The organism is Sporosarcina highlanderae (assembly GCF_030433715.1).
Classification (GTDB): domain Bacteria; phylum Bacillota; class Bacilli; order Bacillales_A; family Planococcaceae; genus Sporosarcina; species Sporosarcina highlanderae.
In genome coordinates this window covers 115,068-130,236 of the sequence record NZ_JAROCC010000003.1, presented here as the reverse complement: position 1 = coordinate 130,236, position 15,169 = coordinate 115,068, and the positions used below count along the sequence as shown (strand labels likewise).

At 41.8% G+C, this 15,169-nt stretch carries 14 protein-coding genes and 1 other annotated feature; of the genes, 5 read left to right on the top strand and 9 right to left on the bottom strand.

What is annotated here, in order from left to right:
- Position 1: 1 nt before the first annotated feature.
- From P5G49_RS05160 to P5G49_RS05150, 3 genes are all read left to right on the top strand, one after another.
- Positions 2 to 694, top strand: coding sequence for a lytic transglycosylase domain-containing protein (locus P5G49_RS05160; protein WP_301242415.1), 693 nt, complete (start codon positions 2 to 4; stop codon positions 692 to 694).
- Between the two features lie 92 nt (positions 695 to 786).
- Entirely contained in the window at positions 787 to 1,179 is a 393-nt protein-coding gene (locus P5G49_RS05155) for a globin domain-containing protein (protein WP_301242413.1), read from the top strand.
- Complete coding sequence (locus P5G49_RS05150; RefSeq protein WP_435877184.1) at positions 1,173 to 1,985, top strand: DsbA family protein; 813 nt, start codon at positions 1,173 to 1,175, stop codon at positions 1,983 to 1,985. Before P5G49_RS05155 ends, P5G49_RS05150 begins: the two co-directional genes overlap by 7 nt.
- A 419-nt stretch (positions 1,986 to 2,404) precedes the next feature.
- Here P5G49_RS05150 and pepF read toward each other — a convergent pair whose 3' ends face one another.
- The 5 genes from pepF to P5G49_RS05125 form a co-directional block, all read right to left on the bottom strand.
- Positions 2,405 to 4,225 carry an oligoendopeptidase F gene (gene pepF, locus P5G49_RS05145; RefSeq protein ID WP_301242412.1) on the bottom strand — a complete coding sequence of 607 codons (1,821 nt, stop codon included), beginning with the start codon at positions 4,223 to 4,225 and terminating at the stop codon, positions 2,405 to 2,407.
- Between the two features lie 54 nt (positions 4,226 to 4,279).
- A complete protein-coding gene (locus P5G49_RS05140; RefSeq protein ID WP_301242411.1) occupies positions 4,280 to 5,434 on the bottom strand; it encodes a competence protein CoiA in 1,155 nt (384 codons plus the stop codon).
- A gap of 114 nt (positions 5,435 to 5,548) precedes the next feature.
- Positions 5,549 to 6,196 carry an adaptor protein MecA gene (mecA, locus tag P5G49_RS05135; protein ID WP_301242410.1) on the bottom strand — a complete coding sequence of 216 codons (648 nt, stop codon included), beginning with the start codon at positions 6,194 to 6,196 and terminating at the stop codon, positions 5,549 to 5,551.
- A 277-nt stretch (positions 6,197 to 6,473) separates the two neighbouring features.
- Positions 6,474 to 6,872: a transcriptional regulator SpxA gene (gene spxA / locus P5G49_RS05130; RefSeq protein WP_283732601.1), complete on the bottom strand. Its 399-nt coding sequence runs from the start codon at positions 6,870 to 6,872 to the stop codon at positions 6,474 to 6,476.
- 407 nt (positions 6,873 to 7,279) lie between these two features.
- A complete protein-coding gene (locus P5G49_RS05125) occupies positions 7,280 to 8,485 on the bottom strand; it encodes a putative glycoside hydrolase (protein WP_301242409.1) in 1,206 nt (401 codons plus the stop codon).
- A 177-nt stretch (positions 8,486 to 8,662) separates the two neighbouring features.
- Positions 8,663 to 8,893 (top strand) — a binding site (T-box leader).
- A 197-nt stretch (positions 8,894 to 9,090) separates the two neighbouring features.
- Between P5G49_RS05125 and trpS the strand changes: the two genes are divergently transcribed.
- Positions 9,091 to 10,077: a tryptophan--tRNA ligase gene (gene trpS / locus P5G49_RS05120; protein WP_301242408.1), complete on the top strand. Its 987-nt coding sequence runs from the start codon at positions 9,091 to 9,093 to the stop codon at positions 10,075 to 10,077.
- Here trpS and P5G49_RS17595 read toward each other — a convergent pair.
- The 3 genes from P5G49_RS17595 to P5G49_RS05110 form a co-directional block, all read right to left on the bottom strand.
- Positions 10,034 to 10,252: a YuzI family membrane protein gene (locus P5G49_RS17595; protein WP_487247670.1), complete on the bottom strand. Its 219-nt coding sequence runs from the start codon at positions 10,250 to 10,252 to the stop codon at positions 10,034 to 10,036. The two genes, trpS and P5G49_RS17595, sit on opposite strands and share 44 nt — an antisense overlap.
- 88 nt (positions 10,253 to 10,340) lie before the next feature.
- Positions 10,341 to 11,579 (bottom strand): beta-ketoacyl-ACP synthase II, encoded by a 1,239-nt coding sequence (fabF, locus tag P5G49_RS05115; RefSeq protein WP_301242407.1) that lies wholly within the window; start codon positions 11,577 to 11,579, stop codon positions 10,341 to 10,343.
- 60 nt (positions 11,580 to 11,639) lie between these two features.
- Positions 11,640 to 12,578, bottom strand: a complete 939-nt coding sequence (locus tag P5G49_RS05110) for a beta-ketoacyl-ACP synthase III (protein ID WP_301242406.1) — start codon at positions 12,576 to 12,578, stop codon at positions 11,640 to 11,642.
- A gap of 186 nt (positions 12,579 to 12,764) precedes the next feature.
- On the opposite strand from P5G49_RS05110, the gene P5G49_RS05105 reads away from it, so the two are divergent.
- On the top strand, positions 12,765 to 12,950 hold the full coding sequence (locus tag P5G49_RS05105) for a DUF2929 family protein (RefSeq protein ID WP_301242405.1): 186 nt from the start codon (positions 12,765 to 12,767) through the stop codon (positions 12,948 to 12,950).
- A gap of 49 nt (positions 12,951 to 12,999) precedes the next feature.
- Here P5G49_RS05105 and P5G49_RS05100 read toward each other — a convergent pair whose 3' ends face one another.
- Positions 13,000 to 15,141 (bottom strand): ATP-dependent Clp protease ATP-binding subunit, encoded by a 2,142-nt coding sequence (locus P5G49_RS05100; protein WP_435877183.1) that lies wholly within the window; start codon positions 15,139 to 15,141, stop codon positions 13,000 to 13,002.
- Positions 15,142 to 15,169: the final 28 nt, after the last annotated feature.

Sequence of the window (15,169 nt, the reverse complement as noted above, 5' to 3'; positions counted from 1 at the left end):
AATGAATGCACGAACAATCCGAACATTGATGGATATACAAGCAATGCAGACTTTGGGTTCTGTACAGTCCTCTTTTGGTGTACAAGATTCCACTTCCACCTTGTTCAGCGACATGATAAACAATGCATTAGATGGTATAAATAATAAATCTTTCAATACTCATTCAGTTATGAATCAATCATTTGGAATGCTTGACGGGCTTTCGTCAATGGAGAATCTACTATTTAAAGGTTCGAATAATGTCTATCTCCCAAACAGCCTTGAACTTATCTTACAGAAAACTGCTTCAAAACCGATTGCCGATTCGGGCGGTAATCATTTCAGCGGGCTAGTTGAACAAGCAGCCCGTGTATATGGACTGCCTGAAAGCTTGATCACATCGGTTATTAAACAGGAATCCAATTTCAACAGCACCACCGTAAGTGGTGCGGGGGCAATTGGATTGATGCAACTTATGCCTGGTACTGCAAAGTTCTTGGGAGTACGGAACAGTTTCGATCCGGTGCAGAATATAATGGGCGGAACAAAATACCTAAGGCAAATGCTTGACCAGTTTGGTACTATTGAATTGGCTTTGGCTGCATACAACGCAGGGCCTGGCAATGTAAAAAAATACGGTGGGATACCACCTTTCAAAGAAACTCAAGACTATGTTTCAAAAGTCTTAAACTACTATAATACGGCTAAAGTTTGATACTATTCATTCCTCGGAAGGCAATATATTTGTGAAAGATTTGTTTGGTTGTTAGAATATCCATACAGTCAGAACAAAGGAGATTGACATACATGATTCGTAAACCTTTGATTCCTTATGAGGAAATCGGCGCTGAAAAATTATCTGAGCTCATCGATCGTTTTTATGAAAAAGTGGCTGTCCACCCGGACTTATTTCCGATTTTCCCTGAAGACCTGACGGAAACAGCACGAAAACAGAAACAATTCCAAACACAATTTTTAGGCGGACCGAATTTATTCACGGAGGAACACGGACATCCGATGATGAGAGCGCGTCATATGCCTTTTCCTATAACCCCGACACGAGCACAAGCATGGCTCGCTTGCATGAAAGAAGCGATGAACGATGTAGGACTTGAGGGTACACTTCGTGACGTGTATTACCAACGGCTTGTTATGACTGCAAATCACATGGTGAACAGAAACGAGGGCGATGAGTGGTGAATCGTGATACGATTATGGAAAACAGTGTCACTTCGTCAGCATCCTTATCAAAACCCATTGAGATCTATGCATTCGTTGACCCTTTATGTAGCAAATGCTGGGCACTTCAGCCTCTGCTCCGTAAATTACAGGTTGAATACGAACGCTACTTTACATTAAGAATTGTACTTCGATCATCATTGCCCAAGATGAATCTTACAAACTTGAGCAATCGATGTGATGATGTTAAATCATGCGATAAAACCCATCCGTCCTTTCCAAGTATCGCAATGAAAGCCGCGGAATTCCAAGGAAAACGGGCCGGTTTCCGTTTTCTCTCGAAACTATTCGAATATACCTACTTGAAGTCAAGGAACGTCTTATCGTTTTCGGTTCTTGTTGAAATCGCTGAAAAATTAGGGCTGGACGTTGATGAATTCATCCTCGACTTCTCATCCCATAATGTCTTGCGTTCCTTGCAGGTGGATTTGTACCTTGCGAATGAAATGGAAGTGGATATTGCCCCATCCTTTGTTTTTTTCAATGAAAACATTGAAGACGAAGGACTCAAGGTGAACGGACTCCACTCTTATGAAATCTATGAACAGATTTTAGAGGAGATGGTCGGTTATCCAATCGACCCGGACACTCCCCCACCACTTGATGATCTTTTTAAACGCTTTGATTCACTCGCAACGAAAGAAGTCGCTGAGATCTACCACATCTCAGAGAAATCAGCTGAACGCGAGTTGAAAAAGCAGCTACTCCAACAAAATTTGGAGAGGCAACCATTCAATAATGTAACGCTTTGGCGTAAACGACAATAGATAAAAAGCAGGCGTCCCGGCTACTAATCGGGACGCCTGCTTTTTAGTTGGATGACAATTTTTAAGTAAAAAGAAAAGAGCATCCGCTCCTGGGGGAGAGGGATGCTCTTTTACAAAGGGAATGGGAGAAATGTTCACGTTCAAACAAAAGGGGTGTATGTTTGGTATGTGATTTATTTCACATCTATAATTTATCACGAAATAATAGTTAATGCAACATTTCACATAAAGTTTCACATCTCTGTCACAAATAAAACCATATGCAAATCCCTTACCTAAAGACTTACAGACTATCAGTCGCTACCCCGATTGTAAATACACTAAATGTAAGCGCTTTTACTTTTATTATAGAAGAATATCGATGATTCATAGAATCAAAAACCTGACTTGGCGACAAACATTACCAAGTCAGGATTTTTTTATTGCTTATTCAGTAACTCTTCCAACTCGTTCAATCTTTCTTCAAACACACGGCATGCCTCTTCAATCGGTGCTGTAGAAGTCATATCGACTCCCGCTTTTTTCAGAACCTCAATCGGATAATCCGATGAGCCGGCTTTCAAGAAGTTATTGATGTATCGGTCGACAGCAGGTTGACCTTCAGTAAGGATCTGATGGCTTAATGCAACAGCTGCACTGAAACCTGTTGCGTATTGGTACACATAATAATTATAGTAGAAGTGTGGGATACGTGCCCATTCAAGAGCGATTTCAGGATCCACTTCAACTGCATCACCAAAATACTTCTTGTTCAACGCGCCGTATTCTTCCGATAGTTTATCAGCTGTCAATGCAACGCCTTGCTGGTCAAGCTGGTAGATTCTGTGCTCAAATTCAGCAAACATTGTCTGACGGAATACTGTACCACGGAATCCTTCGAGCCAATGATTCAGTAAATAAATACGTTTTTGCTCGTCATCAATTGTTTTTAATAGATGATCATTCAAGATTGCTTCGTTTACTGTAGATGCAACTTCCGCAACAAAGATCGAATAGCCGCTGTAGTTGTATGGCTGTGTTTTACGGGAATAATAGCTGTGAACACTATGGCCAAATTCATGAGCCAATGTGAACAAGTTATTCACATTATCTTGCCAGTTCATTAAGATATATGGGTTTGTGCCATAAGATCCAGATGAATAAGCTCCTGAGCGCTTCCCTTTATTTTCGCGGACGTCCACCCAGCGGTTATCAAGTCCTTCTTTAACAATGGATTTATACTCTTCACCTAATGGATGGAAGCTTTCAAGCATTGTGTCTGTTGCTTCCTCATAAGGAACTTTCATTTCAACGTCTTTTACCATTGGCGCGAACATGTCCCACATATGAAGTTCATTTAGTCCAAGTACCTTCTTACGTAGAGCCACATAGCGATGGTGCAGTTCAAGGTTTTTATTAATTGTGTTAACAAGGTTGTCGTAAACTTGTTCTGGAATATGGTTTGCCGATAGAGCAGCGTGACGGGCAGAATCAAATTTGCGGATTCGCGCATTGACATTATTCTTTTTCACATTTCCACTCAATGTAGATGCAAATGTGTTTTTGAACTCACCATATTTGCTGTACATTGCTTTAAATGCTTCTTCACGCACTTTTGGATCTTTACTTTCAAGGAAACGGATATAACGACCATGAGAAAGCTCAGATTCCTCGCCGTTTTCATCCTTTACCATCGGGAATGTCAAATCAGCATTGTTCAACATGCTAAACGTTTCAGCGGCATTTCCTGTTACCTCGCCCAATTGCGCAAGGATTGCCTCTTGTTCTGCTAAAAGGATGTGAGCCCGGCGTGAGTTCATTTTTTCAAACTCAAACTTGTAAACGCTTAAGTTATCATTATTCTCAACAAGACTGTTCAATTCTTCTTCAGGGATTGTCAATAACTCTGGTGTGAAGAATGATAGTGCAGTAGAAACTTTAGAGTACAATGATTTCGCACGGCTATCCATCGCTTGATAGAAGCTGTTTGTCGTGTCTTGATCACCTTTCAAATGGGAGTATGTGTATAACTTGCCCATTCTTTGGTAAACAGTATCACGGTAGGTAAGAGCCTCGGCCAAAGCTTCAGGACCATTATTCAATGTCCCTTTATAGCTTTCTGCACTTGCTAATAGTTCCTCGATTGCTTTAAAATCCTGCTCCCACGCTTCATCCGTGGGGAAAATATCTTCCAAGCGCCAAGTTTCATCCACTTTGACTTGGTCACGGGTTAACACTTTGTTTTTAACTTCCGTCGTCATTTTCAACTTCCTCCCCCTAAAAATTTCTTCGTAAATCGAATCATTATTATTCTCTCAATTTTGTCGGTCATTTGCAAGAAATCTTTCTGAAATTATATACAAAATGACCTTTTCGCTGAAGTCAGTATTATTCAAAGGGTTGTCCACCCCGTATTTGACTAAAAACGAGAGATAGTTTTGACAAGCAGAAATTTTTTCAGTTGAAGGATTTTCAAAACTCCTAACAAATTGCCGTAAATGATACGCATTCACTTTCATTAAACCAAGGCCTTTTCGCTTCAGAAAATGAAGGAGCCGCAGTTGCCATTCAAAATCCGCTTCACGAAATGCTTGATTCTTAGAAACAGGCACACCTACCCATGCTGGCAGTTTAGTCGGTAGTATCCTCATTTCATAGCAGCATCTCAAAAAGGGATTAGTAATACCTTTTCTGTTCAATAAAACCGAACGTTCAAGATCTTCATGACGCTTGGAATTATATAGATTTACATATCGGGCAAGGTCCTTTTCTAATGGTATCTTAGGACGTAAAAATGGAAAGGATTGATAGTTAACGGGAAGGATGTGGTGCATGCCAATATACCTTTGGCCCGCCACATGCAACAAACTAGTGAAATAATGAAATGTTTTCATTTGGGGATTAAATGTAAGGAGCACATCTCCTTCAGGTGGGGTGCTGACAATAAACCATTCCTCAAACTTTGAAAACTGAAATGTCCCTATACCTTCGGGAAAATTTGCAAACTTTGTTGGCGTGTGCAATATCCAAATAGGAGGCATTCCAATCTTCCGAAACCCATCCGTTCGCTCTTCCAAAAGGGAGATGGGGATTGTACTGCATTGAAACTCAATCGGGATTTTTTCCTGTTCATTTAAAATAAGCAAGTCTGGCCGCTGTGAGATTTCGGCTAACAACGGTTCCAAAACCGTATTTTGCGAATTTGCCGTTAGCAACTGATGTAATAGCAACTTGCCCGTTAAATGTTGTGGGGATTCCCCCTCTGAAAAAGATGTACGACAGGTTGTGTCTTTTAAATGAGCAAAATGGGGGACTACAATATTACCGACTTTCAATTGTACCGGACCTCTGCATTGTGGGCAGAAAAAGCTACGAGTCTCCCTCCACTTTCGAAGTTCTTCTCTTTTTAGATCAGCAGACAAAATGATTGTCCGCCCATCCTCTGAACACGCTGTTAAAATTCTCCTCACTCCTCTCGAATTAATTGTAGGAATCTTCATTCATAAATGCAACTATTTTGAACAATTGTCTTTAAACAAAAAAAGCTACTTCCCCGATGTTTTTAGGGAGTAGCTGTTATCTATTTATTCACCGAAATATTTCTCAACTGTCTTCAAAACATCGGATTCCATTATGACCTTCCCATATTCCTCTAAACGATGAATCGTTACCTGGGATAATGAACCGTATTCTGAAACAATACTACAATAATCCAATTTAGCATCGTCGTCCATTTCAGATTCATCGTATATCACATGCATATAGAATTTATTTTCAAATGAATAGAGAGATGATTGAACTGCGTATATGGGAATTTTCTTGGCTAACGGAATGAGATTTTCGAAATCATCGAACACGAACATATCAGAAGTCCATACTACGGGCTCATCATTTAATTCACTCATAAGCTGTTCAGGGTTTGCGAATATGTTAGGGTCAGGTTCAAAATGCTTATCTGACTCATCCACTCCAAATTCTATATCTGTGTTTTCCATTTGTGCACGTGTCACTGTCACTTCGATTCCATTATTCATCGCATGGACTTGAATCCACAATGGACCTTCTACTTCAAATTCGGTCTCGTCATTGATTTCATCCATCATCTCCCAGAAGAGCTCCTCGCTTTTATCGCGATTGTACCAGACTTCCTCACGCGTAAAGCCTCGTTCTTCTATGTCTATATACGATAAATAAAACTTTACTGTATTTTCATTGATACGCTCTATTTCCATCCCTTTTCTCTCCCTTCCTTACAAATAGGCATATGCCCATTTTTTTATTCTCGCGATTAACCTGCAATGCTTATACTTACTATATGACCGTTTGCGAAGTTTTGAAAGGGTTCCCGCTCAAGACTTCTATTGATAATAGCATTGTAGGGAACATCAGCACATAAAGCAAGGGAATAATCTATAGCGTAGGGCGATTCTTGGAGCTAAAAGAAATTAAAAAGCCGATAGGATTTGGCGAATGCCCGTTAGCTCCCTATCAGCTTTACTATATTTTAATTCAGTTTACCATGCGCCGCGCTTCAAGCAGCTGATAGGCCCTTACTTTTCTAGGTAGGAAACGTCTGATTTCATCTTCATTATACCCTACCTGAAGCCTTTTTTCATCAAGAATGATTGGTCTTCTTAATAGGCCAGGATGTTCTTGAATTAATTCGTATAAACGTTGAAGTGGTAAGCTTTCCACGTCTACATTCAGTTTTTGGAAGATTTTGGAGCGTGTTGAAATAATTTCATCCGTACCGTCTTCCGTCATTCGAAGGATTTGCTTAATCTCACCAATATTCAAAGGCTCCGAAAAGATATTTCTTTCAGTATACGGTATTTCATGCTCTTCCAGCCATGCCTTAGCTTTTCTACATGATGTGCAACTAGGTGAGGTAAATAATGTAACTCCCATTCGCTGACACTTCCTTTCAGTCGGCTTGCTCTTGATTTTATTTAAAATTAAATTAGAATGATTTTAAAGTAATTAGCTATCTCCTATTATACACATATTCATTCTCAATGAATACACTTTTTCAAAAAAAAGTAATACAGATTGTACCTTTGTCACATTTCCGCAATAATGTAAGGGTTACAGCTCCTTCTGTTATGTACTTTTTGACTCTTTACTGTTATACCCGATGACATAAATCTTTAAACATCTTTTGCGAAAAAAATCGATTTCTCATTTAGGTATTCTCGAATGAAAAAGCAAATTACTTTCCTAATAGTACGAATCTGACCCAAAAAGGTTTCAATATGCATGAAAATAGTTATGATTTTAATTACAAAAAGTAGAGGATCTCTCCCCTACTTTAAAGTTTAAGGTGTATAATCCACACCTTCTGTGTATGAATTGCCAGCATTCCATAACAGGAATTCGTTTATGCCGTTATCTTGCAATGCTTTTATCTGTGCTTCGACCTCATTCTTCCCATAACGCAGATAATTCCCAGCACCTAACCAAGGTGCGCTGAAGTCTTGCAACCATGGTCTGGAAGTCGGAGGATTCTCAAGTTCCCCTAATTTCGCATTTTCAACTTTTGCATATTCAGACACCAGACGGTATGGTTCAAGATCCGGTTTTGAAATTCCGAAATAGGAAGTCCAATGACTTGGGTAAATCATTGACGAAATGACATCTACGTTCTCGGAAATCTTAGAGAAGTTTTGTCCGATTCCTGGCGCTTCCGGCAATGTTGCTGAGTATCCAAAAATATCAACAGACACATCAACATCATATGGCTTTAACTGTTCACGTGCATAGGCAACAAAATCGGTAACTGCTTCCACCCGGCGTTGCACTGGGTCAAGCTCTGAATCCTTGTAGTCTTCCATCGTATATCCAAGTACATCTGCTCTCTTTTCAAAGCCCTCAGGGAAACGAACGTAGTCAAATTGGATTTCCTTGAACCCCATCTTTGCAGCTTCTATCGCAATTTGTACGTTATGATCCCAAACTTCTTTCATAAACGGATTCACAAATGATTCTTTCCTTCCGTTTTTCCATACCTGATCGCCATCCATGAACGATAGATCAGGTCGTTGTTCTGCGAGGACACTGTCCTTGAACACAACTATCCTTGCGATCGGGTATACTTTATTCTCTTCAAGCGTCTTTAACATCTTTTGAGGATCCTTAATATACGGTTTACCGATTCCGAGACCAAACAACGGGGAATCTTCCTGCGGCTTATATGTTAAATACCCGAAATCATCTTTAATATCAATTACCATTGCATTCAAATCGGTCGAACCGATTAGATTCAGTAACTTCTCGAATCGGGCCCCTCCTGCAGAATGTCCAGTGACGTAAATTCCTCTAACTGCATCCGGATATTCAAAAACAAGTCCCGAATCATAACGGAATAATTTCGAACTCGCTACAATAGCTTCATCCACCGCTTCAAATCCATATGTACGTTCTGCAAATTCAATATCTTTTATAGTTTCATCGGCATGCGCCATAGTCGGTATCACAACTGCAGCGGCAAGTAGTAGTGAACTCAAAAACTTCATTTTCTTCATAGGACACTTCCTCTCTTTCATTTATTCTACCAAAGCAAAAATCTATTGAATAGGGGAACTCTACTATTCCCGTGATTTCTTGTCAAAAAACCTCAAAACACCTGTTTTTTTGTCTGTTTGAGTTTTTCTATTGCAATCCGTACAAAGTCATACTATACTTTTGACAACTAACAATTATAAAAAGCAAAGACGGAAAGAGTACTCTTGTTTCGCCTTATCAGAGAGCCTGTGGCCGGTGTAAACAGGCAAGACGTACAAGAAGAATTGGATTCCTGAGCTTGATTGGTGAACGAAGGTTGTTGATGCAGCCTATTAGCCAATCACGTCTCCCGCGTTATGGGATTTGAGTGGCCTTTTACGGGCTAATTCGGGTGGTACCACGGTTGATCAACATCAGTCGTCCCTTTTTTGGGGATGGCTGGTGTTTTTTTATTTACTTATATAGTTTTGGCATCATTGATTGGAGCGAAAGGCGGCGACTCCTGGGGGATTAGCGGGACAGGTGAGACCCCGCAGTGTCGCAAAGCGACCGAGGAGGCTCACCGCCCGCCCCCCGGAAAGCGTCTGCCTGGAGCGGAAATCAATTATATTTAGGAGGAATTGGAATGAAGACTATTTTTTCAGGTGTGCAGCCTACCGGTACGGTAACAATCGGGAACTATATTGGGGCTATTAAACAATTTACGGAGCTTCAAGAAGAATACGACTGCCGGTTCTGCATCGTAGACCAGCACGCTATTACAGTACAACAAGATCCCGATGAACTAACAAAAACAATCCGCTCACTCGCAGCAATCTACATCGCCAGCGGCATCAATCCAGAAAAATCAACACTGTTCATCCAATCAGAAGTTCCCGCACACGCACAAGCCGGATGGATGATGCAATGTATTTCGTATATCGGTGAACTTGAACGTATGACCCAATTCAAGGATAAGTCTGATGGAAAAGAAGGCGTTTCAGCGGCATTGCTAACGTATCCCCCATTAATGGCTGCCGACATCCTTATCTATAACACAAATGTCGTCCCTGTCGGAGAAGACCAAAAGCAACACGTTGAATTGACACGCGACTTGGCAGAGCGGTTTAACAAACGATACGGAGAAGTCCTTACAATACCGGAAATCCGCATACCAAAAATCGGTGCTCGTATTAAATCCCTACAAGACCCTTTGAAAAAAATGAGCAAATCTGACCCTAATCAAAAAGGTACGATTAGAATTTTAGATACACCGAATGAAATTGAGAAGAAAATAAAAAGTGCGGTGACGGATTCTGATGGCTTCGTTAAATTCGATGAAACAAATAAGCCTGGCGTCTCAAATCTATTGACAATCGAATCCGCAATGAGCGGCGTTTCAATTGCAGATCTCGAAGCTAAATATGAAGGGCTCGGATATGGCGCTTTCAAGGCGGGGGTTGCCGAAGCCATCATCGGGCATCTTGCGCCTGTTCAAGAACGCTACACGGAACTTCTTCATTCATCTGAACTGGATGTACATTTAGACAGAGGCGCTGAAAAAGCAAATACAATCGCATCCGCCACACTTAAGAAGATGGAGTCCGCAATGGGTATTGGAAGAAGACGGTAAGAAGAAGTAAAATAAGCGCTGCTACAAAGATCGTGAAATCAGCTGTACCAATAATGAATACTATAATCCGTGTCCAACTATATCCAAGTGAAATATAGTTAAAATAAAAAATCATATGGGATACAGAAACAACTATTAGTCCGTAACTGAGAAGAAAGAGGAATATACGTGTCATGAACATCGCCCTTTTGCTTTTTCTTATCATATGAAAATAAGCTCCCCATTTAGAAGATGACCTCTAAATGGGGAGCTTTTATTTATGGTTAGTTCACTTTTTTGAATACTAGTGAGGCATTATGACCGCCGAAACCTAATGAGTTACTCATTGCATATTCAATATCGACTTTACGTGCAACGTTCGGAACGTAGTCAAGATCACATTCCGGATCTGCATTTTCAATATTCATAGTCGGTGGCAGAATCCCTTCCTGCAATGCTTTCACAGTGAAGATTGCTTCCAATCCACCAGCTGCGCCTAATAAATGGCCTGTCATTGACTTAGTCGAACTCATAGCCAACTTATAGGCATGCTCACCGAATACAGTTTTCGCCGCAATCGTTTCAAATAGATCGTTATATGGCGTGCTTGTACCGTGTGCATTGATGTAATCGATTTTATCAGGGCTGATTCCCGCTTCTTCCAATGCCTGGCGCATTGCACGTGCACCGCCTTCGCCTTCCGGTGCAGGAGCTGTAATATGGTGGGCGTCTCCCGTGGAGCCATATCCGACGATTTCCGCATAGATTTTAGCACCACGTTTAACCGCATGTTCATATTCTTCAAGGATCAGGATTCCTGCTCCTTCACCAATGACGAAGCCGTCCCGTTCCTTATCGAATGGACGAGATGCAGTTGCAGGATCCGGGTTCAATGACAATGCAGTGTTTGAACAGAAGCCTGCAACGGCCATTGTTGTAATCGGTGCTTCCGCTCCACCAGTGATCATTACATCTGCGTCACCACGTTTGATGACTTCAAATGCGTCACCAATAGAGTTTGTCCCTGATGCACAAGCTGTAACTGTGCAAGAGTTAATACCCTTTGCTCCGAAATGGATTGATACTTGACCAGAAGCCATATCCGGAATCATCATTGGTACGAAGAATGGGCTTACCCGGCGATAACCTTTTTCAAGAAACGTCTTGAATTGCTGTTCATGAGTCTCCATTCCGCCAATCCCTGAACCAATCCAGACGCCAGTGCGCAAACCAGTCTCTTCATCCAATTCAAGATTCGCATCTTTCATCGCCATGATGGACGCTGCCAGTGCATAATGTGTAAATCGGTCCATCTTCCTTGCATCTTTACGAGGAATATATTCTTCAATATCAAAGTCTTTCACTTCAGCTGCAACTTTCACAGGGAATTGTTCACTATCCAATCTTGTAAGTGGTCCGATTCCCGATTCACCATTCAATACCGCTTCCCACGATTTTTCCGCGGAATTTCCTACTGGAGAAACAGCACCAATTCCAGTAATAACGACACGACGTTTTTCCATTCCTGAAAACTCCCTTTCATTTTTACGAATAATCTTTATCAAGTATATAGTATCTCGTAATTATTTTCCCCATTTAATACAGAGAGCGCCCCATGTTAGACCGCCGCCGAAACCGACCATTACGATGATGTCATCATCTTTGACGCGGCCTTCCGCAAGGTCATCGACCAATGAAATCGGGATAGAGGCAGCAGATGTATTTCCGTACTTATGGACTGACTTGGACATCTTTTCAATCGGCAACTCTAAACGTTGACGCGATGCTTCCATAATACGGATGTTGGCTTGATGAGGTATTAAATAATCTACATCCTCTGTAGTAAGTCCGGCTTTTTCAGTAACATTAACTGCAGATTCACCCATTTGCCGAACTGCAAACTTGAATACTTCCCGTCCGTTCATTTGGATGTATTTATTTTTTTCTTGGTAAAGATGCTTGCCACCTGTACCGTCCGCTCCTAATTCGAATGAAAGGATTCCGCGGCCTTCGCTCACTTTACTAACTACCGCCGCTCCCGCACCATCACCAAACAGGACTGCAGTGTTTCGGTCTTCCCAATCTGTAATCTTCGACAATTTCTCAACGCCGACGACTAAAACATGCTTATAGGTGTCAGCCTCTACGAAATGTTTCGCCATAACGATGCCGTACATGAAACCTGCACATGCTGCGGAAACATCCATGGCAGCTGCGTTTTTTGCACCTAACCGCTCTTGAAGCATCGTAGCGACTGAAGGGAATGGACGATCCGGAGTCACTGTTGCAACAATGATCATTCCAATTTCTTCAGCTTTTATATTTGCATTTTCCAATGCGTCCAATGCTGCTTCGTAAGCCATATCGGAAGTATCGGTATTTTCATCCGCAATGCGCCTTTCCTCAATGCCGGTGCGTGTACGAATCCATTCGTCCGTCGTATCCATACGGGCTTCAAGATCCTGATTTGTTACTACGTTTGACGGGACAAACTTCCCTACACCAATCAACCCTGCATTCATTTCACATACCCCGTTCCTTATCATCTATTATTAGTACCTGGTGTTAATTATAGTGGAACTGAACCCGTTTTTCAATATCTGGACACGATTTCGCCAAAGAAAATGAAATCTAAAAATAATTTTGTTTTATGATTGTGTGTGCTGTGGTATGATGAACGGTGAAATAGTTATGTAGAGGTGATTTCAATGAAATATATTATGACTTTCTTCTGGTCCTTCCTCTTAGTGACGATGTTAAACTATGTTGCAGGATCAATCGCAGGAATCGCATCATTTGACTTCATGACCGGCCTTATCGCATCAGTGGTCCTATCAGTGATAGTTATCGTTATGACATCAGCTATTCCTGATGGAGAAGTAGCAGATCATTGAGCAACAAAAAACCATTCCTTTTCATTGGAATGGTTTTTTTAATATTAATTCACTTTTTCTCAACCAAAAGTTTACCTTCTTCCATCGATAACACCAATTTCTCCCCATCTTTCATATCGCCTTTGATGATTTCTTTTGCGACTGCGGTTTCTACATAGCGTTGGATGAACCGTTTTAATGGTCTTGCCCCGAAATCTGCGTCTGTCCCTTCCTTTACAATCCAGTCAAGGACTTCATCGCTATATTCCAGTACAATTTCCTGTTCATTCAACCGTTTGACAAGATCATCAAGCATTTTCTTCGCTATCAAACGGAATGAGTCTCCCGATAATGAGTGGAAGATGATAATATCGTCCATCCGATTCAACAGTTCTGGCTTGAAGTGGCGGCGCAATTCTGCCATGACCAAGTCCTCGGCTGCATGATTTTCCGAATCGAATTGTCCATCCAACAAATATGCCGAACCGATGTTGGATGTCATGATCACAACTGTATTCGTGAAATTGACAAGTCTTCCCTGGCTATCAGTAATTCGCCCATCATCTAAGACTTGCAGTAAAATATTCGATACATCTGGATGCGCCTTCTCAATCTCATCTAACAAGACAACTGAATATGGGTTGCGACGCACCGCTTCCGTCAACTGTCCACCCTCTTCATAGCCGATATAGCCCGGAGGAGCTCCGACGAGTCGGGATACGCTATGTTTTTCCATGTACTCGGACATATCGATTCGGATGAAATGATCTTCGGAATCGAAAATGCTCGCGGCAAGCGTTTTTGCAAGTTCCGTTTTCCCGACTCCAGTTGGTCCTAAGAATAAAAATGATCCAATCGGTTTATCCGGATCCTTAATGCCTGCCCGCGCGCGCCAAACAGCTTCAGTTACTAACTGAACGGCATTTGTTTGCCCGATAACCCTTTCCTCCAACGTCTCGCGAAGACGAAGCAATTTTTCCCTTTCGCCTTCAACTAATTTTGTAACTGGAATGCCGGTCCAACGGGCAACTATCATTGCGATTTCATCTTCCGTCACTTCTTCGCGAAGCAAACGGTTTTCAGAGCTATTGGCTAACGGACCTTCGAGTGCCTGCAATTCCTTTTCCAATTGAGGAATCTTGCCGTATTGCAATTCCGCAGCTTTATTCAAATCAAAGCGGTTCTGTGCATCTTCCAACTCGCGGCGGTATCGGTCTAACTCTTCGCGTTTCAATTGGATTCCACGCAAAGCTTCTTTTTCCTTATCCCACTGCTCACGCATGTCGGAGGAAGAATCCTTTAACTCCTGCAACTCTGTCCGTAAGGCTTCCAAGCGGTTTTGGCTGATTGCATCCTTCTCTTTCCGTAACGCCTGTTCCTCGATTTCCAACTGCATAATACGACGTGTGACTGAGTCTAACTCTTGCGGCATCGAGTCTATTTCCGTCCGGATCATCGCGCTCGCTTCGTCGATCAGGTCGATTGCTTTATCCGGCATAAAACGTTCTGTCAAATAGCGATCCGATAATGTTGCTGCTGCGACTATTGCACGGTCATGGATTCGGACGCCATGGTGAAGTTCAAAACGTTCTTTTAAGCCGCGTAAAATTGAAATCGTATCTTCCACCGAAGGTTCACGTACAAGCACTTGCTGGAAGCGTCGTTCAAGTGCAGGATCCTTTTCGATATACATCCGGTATTCGTCAAGCGTTGTCGCACCGATGCAATACAATTCACCGCGTGCAAGCATCGGCTTCAGCATATTCCCTGCATCCATCGCCCCTTCAGTCTTTCCAGCGCCAACGATCGTATGGATTTCATCAATGAAAAGAATGATTTCCCCATCGCTTTCCTTCACTTGCTTTAAAACGCCTTTCAGCCGTTCCTCGAACTCACCACGGTATTTGGCTCCGGCGATTAAGGAACTCATATCCAATTCATAAATTTCCCTGTCTTTCAACCCCTCGGGAACGTCACCTTTGACAATTCGCTGTGCAAGACCTTCGACAATAGCTGTCTTGCCGACACCGGGCTCCCCTATTAGAACAGGATTGTTTTTTGTTTTCCTTGATAAAATACGGATGACATTCCGGATTTCTTCATCTCGTCCAATAACCGGATCCATCTTTCCGTTTTTTACATCTTCAACAAGATTCCGTCCAAATTGTTCAAGCGGTGTACGCTGATCTTCTTGTACGCCGTCCATTCTCATATAAATTCACCTCATTCATTTGACTTTG

What these genes read in the sequence shown, in the direction of transcription:
- mecA (WP_301242410.1), bottom strand. Translation starts at nt 6,196, where the DNA reads ATGGAAATAGAGCGTATCAATGAAAATACAGTAAAGTTTTATTTATCG.
- P5G49_RS05125 (WP_301242409.1), bottom strand. Translation starts at nt 8,485, where the DNA reads ATGAAGAAAATGAAGTTTTTGAGTTCACTACTACTTGCCGCTGCAGTT.
- trpS (WP_301242408.1), top strand. Translation starts at nt 9,091, where the DNA reads ATGAAGACTATTTTTTCAGGTGTGCAGCCTACCGGTACGGTAACAATC.
- fabF (WP_301242407.1), bottom strand. Translation starts at nt 11,579, where the DNA reads ATGGAAAAACGTCGTGTCGTTATTACTGGAATTGGTGCTGTTTCTCCA.
- spxA (WP_283732601.1), bottom strand. Translation starts at nt 6,872, where the DNA reads ATGGGAGTTACATTATTTACCTCACCTAGTTGCACATCATGTAGAAAA.
- P5G49_RS05110 (WP_301242406.1), bottom strand. Translation starts at nt 12,578, where the DNA reads ATGAATGCAGGGTTGATTGGTGTAGGGAAGTTTGTCCCGTCAAACGTA.
- P5G49_RS05155 (WP_301242413.1), top strand. Translation starts at nt 787, where the DNA reads ATGATTCGTAAACCTTTGATTCCTTATGAGGAAATCGGCGCTGAAAAA.
- pepF (WP_301242412.1), bottom strand. Translation starts at nt 4,225, where the DNA reads ATGACGACGGAAGTTAAAAACAAAGTGTTAACCCGTGACCAAGTCAAA.
- P5G49_RS05160 (WP_301242415.1), top strand. Translation starts at nt 2, where the DNA reads ATGAATGCACGAACAATCCGAACATTGATGGATATACAAGCAATGCAG.
- P5G49_RS05105 (WP_301242405.1), top strand. Translation starts at nt 12,765, where the DNA reads ATGAAATATATTATGACTTTCTTCTGGTCCTTCCTCTTAGTGACGATG.
- P5G49_RS17595 (WP_487247670.1), bottom strand. Translation starts at nt 10,252, where the DNA reads ATGACACGTATATTCCTCTTTCTTCTCAGTTACGGACTAATAGTTGTT.
- P5G49_RS05100 (WP_435877183.1), bottom strand. Translation starts at nt 15,141, where the DNA reads ATGAGAATGGACGGCGTACAAGAAGATCAGCGTACACCGCTTGAACAA.